This is a genomic window from Rhodothermales bacterium, assembly GCA_034439735.1.
Lineage (GTDB): Bacteria > Bacteroidota > Rhodothermia > Rhodothermales > JAHQVL01 > JAWKNW01.
In genome coordinates this window covers 1-11,244 of record JAWXAX010000151.1, presented here as the reverse complement: position 1 = coordinate 11,244, position 11,244 = coordinate 1, and the positions used below count along the sequence as shown (strand labels likewise).

The following is an 11,244-nucleotide window of genomic DNA, read 5'->3' as shown; positions in this document are numbered from 1 at the left end:
GGGAGGAGTATTGCCCGGCATCAACGCGGATCATTTTTTTGCAACTCGACCTGACGGCCGAGTTTGAGAAAATAAAGGCAGCGACTGGGGATACATTTTTGACTCATCCGCCCGGCATCCATTTGCTCCTCCCCATCCCGTCACCGCTACGCGCCGACGGGATTTGCCCCTCCTCGGATCGAGAGCCTGCCCGGTACGTGATACGGGGAGGAGTAAAGCCCGGCGTCACCGTAGATCATTTTTTTGCCACTCGACCCGAGAGCCGAGTTTGCGAAAATTCAGGCAGAGATGGCGGAGCGTCGTTTGACGCATCTGCCCGGTATCGATTCGCTCCTCCTCTCCCCATCCCGTCAGGCACGGTTTAGCTCCAAAAAATGTCCAAAGTATTAAACTTTAAACCTTGAACCCTTCACTCCGACGAAGTCCCCTCCGCAAGGAACGGGTATAACTCGTAGACGTCAATCGATTGCCACGACTGGCCATCCACGTACACGGGGACGTCGTAGAGCTCCGCACAGTAGATGATTCGATGACTGAGCGCCGCGAAATCCGTGAAGAGCTGGGGAATCTCAAAGGCGCAAAAATCAGGGCCGGCCATCACCAGGCCGTCCTTCGTAATTTCCACCCTCTCCACCTCCGTCCAGTCCATCGTGATCTTCTTCCGCGTATAATCGTACGCCTCAATTTTGCGATCCGACAGCTTCACACACCACACAACCCTACGCAGCATGCGCAACCGGGACGTGATCCACCAGAACGCGACGAACCAGATAACCAGCACGGAGACAATAATGAGCAGGAAGATCGGTTTATAGTTGAAGCCGACCACGATCGTCGCGCTCGTAAGGACGAAGGCGGCGATCAGGATGCGCACCAGCTTCGTGGCTTGTTTCCGGGTGAGCAGTTGTACCCGGTCGTTGTCGAAGACTTCGTACCAGTGCGGCATGGCGCTGTGGAATTGAGGTGCTGGGCGCGTACTCTATTGCAGACTATGTAGTATGTGAAAAGTTCGATGAATATGGCCAGCCTCCGGAGATAAATTTTTCGCTGCGCCGCCCACTCATGAACGTAAAAATGATAGACTCCTTACCATCTACAGGCACGCCTCGGGAGCTCCCCGCGTGCCGTACTTCGGACGCCCTCGGGCGCGTGATGGCGCTTGGGATGATCCTCGTTTTGGTGACATCGGCCGCAAATGCGCAGGTCTTGCTCCACGGGGTGGTTGTGGATACACAAACCGGGGAGACCCTGCCAGCGGCCAGCATCCAGATCGAAGGCACGCTGCGCGGCACGATCAGTAATGCGGAAGGGCTGTTTACGATCGAGGCGGACAGCCTGCCGGTTGATCTCGTCGTGCGGTATATCGGCTATGCGCCGGCCCGCAGCCGCGTCGCCCAGGCGGACAACATCCGGCTTGCTCTGCGCCCCATGGTGTACCAACTGGAAGAAGTGGTCGTGTCGGGTGCCGAGGACCCGGCCGTCCGTATCATGCGCGAAGTCATCCGCCGCAAACAGGTGTGGCGGGCCGAGTTGGAAACCTATGGCGCCGACGCCTACAACCGGTTCACGATGCGCAACGACACGGGCATCGTCTCGGTCGTCGAATCGGTCTCGAAGGCCTACTGGCGACGCGACGGGGGCATGCGGGAGATCGTGATGGCGAACCGGCAGACGAATAATATGCAGATCGACCAGTACCTGCCGGCCGCCCGCTTCATGGCCAACTTCTACGACGATAACCTGGACATCGCCGGCTACGACTTCCCGGGTGTCACCCATCCCGACGCCTTCCGCCACTACACCTTCACCCTCGTCGGCAGCTGGCGACAGGGCGACGACACGGTGTTCGACATCAAGGTCGAGCCCCGAAACCGGCTCAAGACGGCGTTCGTCGGCCGGCTTTCGGTGCTCGATGGCGTCTTCGCCATGCTCGATGTCGAACTCACCCCCGGCGAGTCGTTTCTTTTCCCGCCGCCTATCCAGAACCTGAAGATCACCTACTCGCAGCAATTCGCCGATTTCGATGGCGCGTTCTGGCTGCCGGTCGACCTCCGCGCGCGCATCCTCCTTGATATCGCGATGATGCGGCTCCTGGCCCTCCCCACGATCGAGATCAACCAGGTCACCCGCCTCACGAACTATGCGACCAACGTGGCTACACCGGACTCGCTCTTTGGCGGCGAGAAAGAAGTCGTGGTAGACTCGGCGTCGGTGCAGACCTCCAACCTGCTCGACCTCGGGGTCGTTCGCGTCAATGTAGCGAGTGGAGGGGCCACCCCGGCAACGGACGCCGCAACCGACTCGACCGGTATCGGGGCCTCTATCGTCCCCCTCACCCGCGCCGAAGCCGCCGCCTACGACACGATCGACAGCACGATGACGCTGGAAAAAGCCTACAAGCCAACCGGCGCCATGGCGCGGTTTATTAAGGATGATGATGAGGACAAGGACGGTGGCGAGGGAGGTGATGGCAAGGGTCGGAAAGGCCTCGGGATTGCCTTTAAGCCGGCCCTCCATTATAACCGCGCCGAAGGCGTCTACGCCGGCGCACTGCTGGAGCGCACCCTCGCGAGAACCGTCACGATACGCGCCGGCGCGGGATACGGCACGGCCAGCCCGGAGGGAGGGGAAGGGCTGGTAAGCTACCGTGGCGGACTTTCGGTGGTGGTGAAGGAGACGGCGCTGCATGCAGACTACATCCACGGCACAACCACCGTCCAGGGCGCGGAGCCCCTCGCGCTCACGGCCAACGGTCTCGTCATGCTGCTCGGCGGGCATGATTATTACGACTACTACCGCCGCGACGGCTTCGAGCTCTCCCTCACAACTCGGAAACCCGCTCAGGACCTCGCCTTCTCCGCCGGCCTCACGGCGATGAACCTTCGCCGACTCACAAAGGCGGTCGATTTTAACCTCTTCGGGTACGACCGCGGGCTCCCTGAAAACCCGAATGTCCTGTTGATCGACGCTGGCCCGGGGGCCGCAAGTGCCCGTTCCGCGTTGTGGTCCACCATCCGGTATGGCGACGACGACCAGACGTTTGGCGTCACCGGCCGGCGATCCGTGGAACTCGGCGTCGAATGGAGCCAGCCGGGATTCCTGGACAGCCAGCTCGACTATGCGCGGTACTGGCTGGATGCCGAGTGGCAGCTACCCACCTTCTTCCAGCGCCGCATCCTCTCGAACCGTCTCCACCTTCGCACCGTCGCCTTCACCACCCGCGGCGATACGCCGCTGTGGACCTATGGCGCGCTCGACTCCCGCATGGGCGTCGTCTCGCCCTTCGGGCGTTTCAAAACCCTGCCGGGCCGGCCCTACATGGCTCCCTCGGGCGCGGCCCTGTTCTGGGAGCATAACTTCCGAACCGTGTTCTTCGAGATGCTCGGCTGGCATGATGTCGCCCGCAAAGGCTACGGCATCATCGTCTTCGGCGGCCACGGCAAAACCTGGGGAGAAGAAGCGACTACGGTTTTCGCTTATGGTCCGATGTATGGCGCCAATGATCACCATGAAGTTGGCCTCTCCCTGAGTGGCCTCTTCTCGTTATTCCGCCTCGATGCTGCTTTCCGTCTCGATAAACCAGGCTTCACCATCGGCCTCGGCGCCGCGAGGTTGTTTTGACCCATTTCGTCATCCTCGCGAAACGAGCGAAGCGACTCACGAAGTAAAACGGGGATCCATACAAGCTTTCAATAATGCAGAAACCCCTCTTGGAACCACATGGGAGATATTCTCAAGCCTTCCATGGATCCCCGATCGGGGGCGGGAGCCTGCCCCCGGCTTTGACCGGGGGATGATGGTACTGAGATGGCAAAAGAAAACCCCGGGAATCTGGGGAAGGGTTTATGATGACCGGATTCCGATGTATAGGAGACCTCCTTGCACTGTGCCTCCTCTTCCTACTCGCCCTCCCCGTACAGGCACAGCGCCTTGTGACAGGCACCGTTCGTGATGCTTCCACGCAGGAGACGCTGCCGTCAGCCACCATTTTTATCCAGGCCGGCGGCGGGCAGGGTACCATCGCCAATGCCGTTGGCTACTTCGAGCTCCAGGTCGTGAGCCTGCCGGCGACCCTCGAAATCCGCCATATCGGGTACGAGTCGCGCCGGGTGGTGGTCGATGTCGATACGCCGGATCCTCTGGATCTGGCCCTGGAGCCGGTAGCCTACCAGCTGGGCGAGCTGGCGGTCACGGATGAGGACCCGGCCTACAACATCATGCGCAAGGTGATCGCCCGCAAAGCCTTGCAGCGCGAACGATCGGCCACCTACAGCGCCGAAGCCTACACGCGGTTTATGCTGTATAGCGAAGATCGGCTGGTGCAGGTCGAGGAGCAGATCGCCCGGTATTTCAGTCGCGGCAACGCCATCCGCCAACTTGTCCAGGCCCGCCGGCGCCGGCCTGCCGGCAGCGAGACCTTCCGCTTCGCCTCCGCCTCATACGTGCCGAACTTCTACGACGACATCGTCGAGATCGCCGGCTTCCAACTCGTCGGACCCACCCATCCGGATGCCCTGGATGTCTACACCTTCACCCTCGGTGGGTATCGGGTGCAGGACGGTCGAACGGTGTACGACATCTATTTTGCGCCGAAAAACAGGCTTCAGACCGCCTTCGTCGGCTACGCCGCCGTGCAGGACGAAACCTATGTCCTCCTCGAAACCATCCTCCGGCCCGACCCCGAACTCACCCAGCCCGAGCCCATCAAGGCGTGGGATGCCCTATACGAGCAGCGCTTCGCTCCGTTTGGCGACTCCGTCTGGTTGCCGCTGGACTTCCAGGCGCGGGGCCGCGTCGAGTTTGGACGGGTGGGGGTCGCCTACCCAACGGCACGATTTACCCAGGTGAGCCGCCTGTCCTTCCACGCCGTCGACGCCCCCGTACCCGATTCCCTCTTCGCACGCGAGGAGATCCTCTCCATACTCCCGTATGCGCACCGCCAGGAGCACCTGTTCCGCTGGAATCCCGGCCTTGTCCCGATGACGCCGGCGGAGCTGGAGGAAGTATCCGACATGGATCCACGGATGACGCTCGACCGCGCCTTCCGGCCAGGGGGCCTGCTCGCTCAGTATGCGGCGCTTTCGCTGGCGGAGGAACTGCCCTCCGCCGTTCCCGAGGAGGAGAAGAGCCCGGGTGAGATGCTGCTGGGCCAGTTCTACGAGGGCGTCCAACTCGGGTACAACCGCGTGGATGGGTTTTTTCTGGGCCTCAAACGAGAGGTGGCCATCGGAAGCCGCCTGCGCATCGCGGCCGACGCCGGCTACGGCCTCGCCCTCAAGGCGCCGGCCTATGGAGCGGCGCTGACGTACCGCTTCGGGGACTCGGGTGTGGCCTATTTTCCTCGCTCCGGGTATCTCAAGGCCGGGGTCGAGCGCCGGCGTCCGCCGGCGGCCGGCAGTGGCTCGTACTCCCCGTTTTTTAATGCCCTGACGACCTATGTGGGGTGGGAGGATTATTTCGACTACTACGAGCGTAGGGCGTTTTTCGGTGAGATTGGCGTCACGTCCACGGCGCTGAAAACGACCCTTGCGTTCCGTCTCAGCGAAGAAGACCATGCGTCTGTCGAACGAACCCGCGACAATAATGGCTGGTTTTTCGGGGATGTCCAGAGGGACAACCCGCCGGTGCTGGATGGGGCGTTTACCCTGGGCACCGTTTCCCTCACCGTCGGCGCAACACCACGACCGTCCATGCGGCCGCTCGATTCCGGGCTCCTCCTGGAGGCCACACGCCCGTTGACCGCCCCGGAGGGTGTGGCATTCACCCGGTACAGCGCTACCGGCAACCTGGCTATCAAGACGCTGTACCCCCGCCGGCGTTGGCCAAACACCCTGCACGTCCGCCTCCGCGCCCAAACGATCGACGGCGATGTGCTGCCCCAGTTCGCCGGACTGCTGGACACGGCCCGCCAGCCGTTTGCCGGCTTTGGGGCGTTTAAGACACTAAACGGCCTCCCCGTGGCGGCCCGCGACATGGCCGGCGTGTTCTGGGAGCACGACTTTTCGACGGCCGTCTTTGAATGGATGGGGCTGTGGGGGATGACGCGGCTCGGCATCGGGCTCAGCGTCCACGGCGCCTTTGGCAAACTCGGCGGCGATCGTTTTGGCGCGCAACCGTACCGACTCGCCGATCCCGGCTATCTGGCCGGCGTTCAGCGGGAAGTGGGCCTCTCCCTGACCCATCTGTTTAACTATCCGATCCGGCTGGACCTGACGAGGAACGGGGTGACGGGTAAGGTCTTTGTCGGCGTCGGATTCGTGAAGCGGTATTGACCGCACCGGGCAAAGGCGTACTATGGCGTTATTTATGGGGAATCGGCGATCCTCTTGCGAAGGTACGGGGCGAATCCTATGTTTGTGGAAGCGGTTTCGCTCGGGCCGGCACATGCCGTCCTGCCTGGTAACTGTACACAATCAGGATATCCTCATGGTTGCTGGTCGTTCAATTCTTGGAGTTAGTCTACTCGTGGTCGCGCTGAGTATCGCGATGGATACACAGGCGCAGGACACCGACAAAAAACGGGTGCTCGCCATCTTCGGCGATTGTTGCCACCGGATCGCTCCACTGGATAACATCCTGGTCTCCGGACTTCGCAAACAGGGGTGGGAGGCGGTCGTCATCATCGACTACAATGTCCCGTGGGACGAGTTCGATACCTTCGACCTCATCATCATGAGCCGGGAGGGGCGTGAATACGTCGACTACTACCGCACGCGCGACACCCATCCCCAGCCGGCGGAGCGCGGCTACTGGCTCACCCCCGCGCAGGAGCAGAAGTTCGAGGACTATGTCAATGCCGGCGGGCGCATTTTCCTGTACCACGACGGCTTTGGCAATTACGAATGTGGCAACGGGGTCTCCCGTGTAGCCCGCTCGTGTTTCATCAGCCATCCGGCGATCATCGAAAACACCGTCTCGCCTACGGGCAAGATGCCCGAACTCGCCGAAGGCATCACCCCGTTTGTTGTGGCCGACGAGGAGTACCTCGTGAAGATGGACGAGAGCCAGACGTCCGTCTACCTCGAAAGCCACTCCGAGAAAAACGGCCGTTCGCCGCAGGCGTGGGCGCATCCTTACGGCGAGGGGAAAGTGGCCGTGCTCATTCCCGGGCACAATACGGAAACACAGAACCATCCGATGATAAAACGGGCGATCGAGAACATCATGACCTGGTTGCTTGCAGAGTAACCACAGGCAGTCGCCATGTACTTGCTTCCACCACCAAACCACGTATAACCGATGAAGACGCTAAATCGTAGAGAGTTCTTAGGGACCACCACCGCCGGCGTCCTGGCGGCTGGCGCTGCCGTAGGCCACGCGGCTAAGGGGCATCCGGTGCCCGCGAAAACAAGCCCCGCTTTTGGTCGGCCGATCAGCTTTCAGTCCTACGGCATGCGGAAGGAGATCGAGGTCGACTTTCAAGGCACCCTCCGCAGCGTCAAGGCCCTGGGGTACGACGGCGTAGAGATGTGCTCGCCGCTGAGTTACGACAAGGCCGGCTTCGGCAACCTGACCCCCCTCAAGCCCGAAGATATCAAGAAACAAATCGAGGATACCGGGCTGTTCTGCCACACCAGCCACTTCCAGGCCCGCGAGATCCTCGAAAAAGACCCGGCCGAAACGGCCGACTACGCGGCGCGGATGGGCCTGTCGGACATCATCATGTCCGGCTCCGGCATAAACGACCAGGGGACGGCGGACGACTTCATGCGCTGGGGGGAGAAATGCAACAAGGCCGCCGTGGCGGTGCAGGCGGCCGGCCTGCGACTGGGGTACCACAACCACGCCGTCGGGCCAATGGTGTCCGGCAAGCCCCAGTACGAGCACATTATGGAGGCGCTCGATCCCGACATGGTGACGATGCAGTTCCAGCTCGCCTCTATCGTTGGCGGATACGACATCGTCTATTACCTGGAGAAATACGCCGGCCGGTACTCCTCGCTACACATGCACGACTACGACCCGAAGATGAAGGCGGAACGCCCCGGCCGCATCGGCAGCATCGTGCCCTGCGGCGAGGGCATGATCGACTGGTCCGCGCTGCTGAAGGCGGCCATGAAGAGCCCCATCACCGACCACGGTTTCATCGTGGAAATCGAGACCAGCGAGCCTCTGGATGGCTTGAAGCGGAGCATCGCGTACCTGAAGTCGGTTCAGGTGTAACGACGCCGCGCGGGCAGACCTTTGGGGTCTCGAAGACCCCAAAGGTCTCTCCCTGGCGCTGACATTACTGCGCCTCCACCGGCTCCAGACGTACCACGGATGTTAGTCCACCCTGGCGGTCGTCGATCGCCAGATAGATATAGCCGTCAGGGCCCTGTCGTACGTCGCGCACGCGACCGCGGCCGAGGTGCAGCGTTTCTTCCATGATGGATTTCTGACCGTCCATCGTGACGCGGGCGACCTGTTCGCCGGACAGTCCGCCCGAGAAAATGCTGCCTTTCCACTCAGGGAAGCGGTCGCCGGAGTAGATCATCATCCCCGAAATCCCGATCGACGGCACCCAGACATGAGTCGGGGACTCCATCCCTTCGCGCATCGTGCCCTCGTGGATGGCGGCGCCAGTGCGGTAGTTGACCCCGAATCCGACGACTGGCCAGCCGTAGTTTTTGCCCGCTTGAATGAGGTTCAGTTCATCCCCACCCTGCGGTCCGTGTTCGTTGGCCCACACATCGCCGGTTTCCGGGTGAATGGCGAGACCCTGGACGTTCCGATGCCCGTACGACCAGATCTCCGGCCGCGCGCCTGCCTGGTTGACGAATGGATTGTCCGCCGGCACCTGCCCGTCATCCTGCAGTCGGATGATCTTGCCGTGGTGATTGGTGAGGTCCTGCGCCGGGTGAGCAAGCAGGTCGCCCGTGGGAGGCACCTGCCGGTCGCCGATCGAGATAAACATGTAGCCGTTGCCGTCAAACGCGATGCGCGAGCCGTAGTGGCCGCTGCCCTTTGAGTCTGCCACGAACAGCTCTTCTACATTCGCGAGTTGATCGTTTTCAAGCCGGCCACGGATGATCGCCGTCGTCGCGCCGGCCTCGCCGCCCATCGGCTTGCTGTAGCTGATGTAGACGAGGCGGTTGGTGGCGAAATCGGGATGAGGGACCACGTCCATCAAGCCGCCCTGGCCTTCGGCATGAACCGTCGGCATGCCGGCGATGGGTGTTGCCAGGAGTTGACCGTTCCGGACGACACGCAGCCGGCCCGGGCGCTCCGTGATCAGGAGGTCGCCACCGGGTAAAAAGGCGACCGCCCAGGGATGCTGGAGCCCATCCGCCACCGTTTCAACGCGATAGTCGTACTGCGCGGAGCGCATCACAGGGGCCTGGCCGAAGGTCGGGGAGGCCACGGAATGGAGAAATCCCAGGGCAAGACAGAAAAGGATGGATCGTTTCATGGGTAGTGTCTAGGAGCTATGGACGGTACGGCGAACCGTATTTCCGCCGATTGAATGGATCTGAGAACAATAGCGATTGTGCCGAATAAACACAATAAACGGGTATATTGCGCGGTTAATGCATCGGGGTGAATACGTGCGTGCCGGCGTAGATCGCATCGCCAAACGGCGATTCGTCGCCGTCGGCGGCGTTGCCGGCGACATGCAGAATCACTTGTTCTGGCGCGCTCTCGGGCGCTTTCCAGCGTAGTTGCCAGCGCGCCGTATCGCCCTGGGCGGAGGCCGCGCCGGCCCGTGTATGCATGGCATACACCACACGCTCTTCCGAGGCCTCGACCTTGATCCCATCAGGCAGATCGATCCAGGCGCCGGCCTGTTCTCCCGTAGACGCATCGCGCAGCGTGGCCTGGAAGCCGGCATGTTTCATCCCGGGCTTGATCAGGATGATTTCGATCAGGTACGTCTCGCCAGCGTGATACCGCTCGGGCAGTCCCTGGATCAGAAGGCTGCCCGAGGGATCGTTGAGATCGCCGTCGAAGTGGCAGGCCAGGCAGGTCGGCTCACCAAAACCGCCGGTGTGGGCCAGCGGAGGGCCGTCCAGGAAGGCCGGCCCTACCGCGAGCAGCACCACGACAAAAGCGAGGTAGCGCAGTGGCATACGATTAACTTTCTCGATTGATGACGTGCACCTGCGCCCGGCCGATGTAATTCGTGTCCGTCCCGAACCAGATCTCGCGCTTCGTGGGCTCGAAATACATATGGCGGATGGTGCCGCCGCCGCTTTCGACCTCCGTCGTGCTGAAAAAGGACTCGCTCGATGGGTCGAAGCCAACGAATCGGTTGGGCTGCATGCCGGTTTCGACCACCCAGACGCGGCCCTGGTCGTCCATTGCGGTGCCGTATGGTTGGGCCCCTTTGCCTCCCGGAAGCGGCCATTCTTTCACCTCATGGGTTTCGGGGTGCATCCGCCCAAGCATCCCGCCGGCGTAATCGACATACCAGATGTGCCCGTCCGGCGTAATCTCAATGCGGCGGGGCCTGATTTCGGGGCGAGGCAGTTCGACCTCCGTGAGCTGCATCGTAGCGGGGTCCACCGTAGCAATTTTGTGCGTGCCGAACAGCACGACCCACGGCCGGCCCGCCGGGTCGATCTTGATGCCGTAGGGGCGCGATCGACTCGTGGGCACCTGCACGAGGTCTACCTTGCCGGACGTCTTCGCCAGGCGTCCGATATAGTTGCCACCTTGAACGGTGAACCAGATGTGGCCGGCGTTATCGAACACCAACGTGTGAGGGTCTCGCGCGCCGGACTCCGGCATCGGGTACTGAGTCACGGCGCCCGTCGCAGGGTCGAGTTTACCAATGTAGGCGGCCGTGTTGCCCGCATACCAGACCATGCCGTCGGTATCGACGATCAGGTTGTGGGGATGAGAATTATCAGGGATGCTAAAGCGCTCGAAACGGCCGGAGGCCGGCTCCAGATACGCGATATAGTCCCCCCGCTGACCACAGAACCAGACTTTGCCATCGGGGGCGACATACGGATCGCGAGGGCGGCTGTCGTCCCAGGGTACCCGCCATTCGCTGATTTTGATGGGGTCGTCCACGGCCCGCGGGGCCAGCCAGAAAGGTACGATCACCAGGAAAGCATATAGGAAGGCTGCAATCATGACGTTCACCGGTTGAAATGAACTTGCGGAATGGTGAATATCAGTAAACTAACCGGGAAAATCATTAAGAGAATGCAAAAGATGGCCACAAAAAACGGCCGGCCGCGGAGTACGCAGCCGGCCGTTCGCCGACGATAATCGCCGCGGCCGTAGGGACACGATACATCGTGCCCTCCACCGGCC

Annotated in this window: 8 protein-coding genes; 4 read left to right on the top strand and 4 right to left on the bottom strand. The window is 61.7% G+C overall.

Annotation, left to right across the window (positions count from 1 at the left end; all coding sequences use genetic code 11):
* Positions 1–409: 409 nt before the first annotated feature.
* The gene (locus SH809_11570) at positions 410–946 is read right to left on the bottom strand and encodes a hypothetical protein (protein ID MDZ4700337.1); all 537 of its coding nucleotides are present in this window, start codon (positions 944–946) and stop codon (positions 410–412) included.
* Positions 947–1,074: 128 nt separating this feature from the next.
* Between SH809_11570 and SH809_11565 the strand changes: the two genes are divergently transcribed.
* From SH809_11565 to SH809_11550, 4 genes are all read left to right on the top strand, one after another.
* A complete protein-coding gene (locus tag SH809_11565; GenBank protein MDZ4700336.1) occupies positions 1,075–3,621 on the top strand; it encodes a DUF5686 family protein in 2,547 nt (848 codons plus the stop codon).
* Between the two features lie 224 nt (positions 3,622–3,845).
* Positions 3,846–6,272 (top strand): DUF5686 family protein, encoded by a 2,427-nt coding sequence (locus SH809_11560; GenBank protein ID MDZ4700335.1) that lies wholly within the window; start codon positions 3,846–3,848, stop codon positions 6,270–6,272.
* Between the two features lie 154 nt (positions 6,273–6,426).
* Positions 6,427–7,188 (top strand): ThuA domain-containing protein, encoded by a 762-nt coding sequence (locus tag SH809_11555; protein ID MDZ4700334.1) that lies wholly within the window; start codon positions 6,427–6,429, stop codon positions 7,186–7,188.
* 51 nt (positions 7,189–7,239) lie between these two features.
* A complete protein-coding gene (locus tag SH809_11550) occupies positions 7,240–8,163 on the top strand; it encodes a TIM barrel protein (GenBank protein MDZ4700333.1) in 924 nt (307 codons plus the stop codon).
* 64 nt (positions 8,164–8,227) lie between these two features.
* Here the strand turns inward: SH809_11550 and SH809_11545 are convergent, their stop codons facing one another.
* The 3 genes from SH809_11545 to SH809_11535 form a co-directional block, all read right to left on the bottom strand.
* The gene (locus tag SH809_11545) at positions 8,228–9,391 is read right to left on the bottom strand and encodes a PQQ-dependent sugar dehydrogenase (protein MDZ4700332.1); all 1,164 of its coding nucleotides are present in this window, start codon (positions 9,389–9,391) and stop codon (positions 8,228–8,230) included.
* 115 nt (positions 9,392–9,506) lie between these two features.
* Entirely contained in the window at positions 9,507–10,049 is a 543-nt protein-coding gene (locus SH809_11540) for a choice-of-anchor V domain-containing protein (GenBank protein ID MDZ4700331.1), read from the bottom strand.
* Between the two features lie 4 nt (positions 10,050–10,053).
* Positions 10,054–11,061: a lyase gene (locus tag SH809_11535; GenBank protein MDZ4700330.1), complete on the bottom strand. Its 1,008-nt coding sequence runs from the start codon at positions 11,059–11,061 to the stop codon at positions 10,054–10,056.
* Positions 11,062–11,244 lie beyond the last annotated feature (183 nt).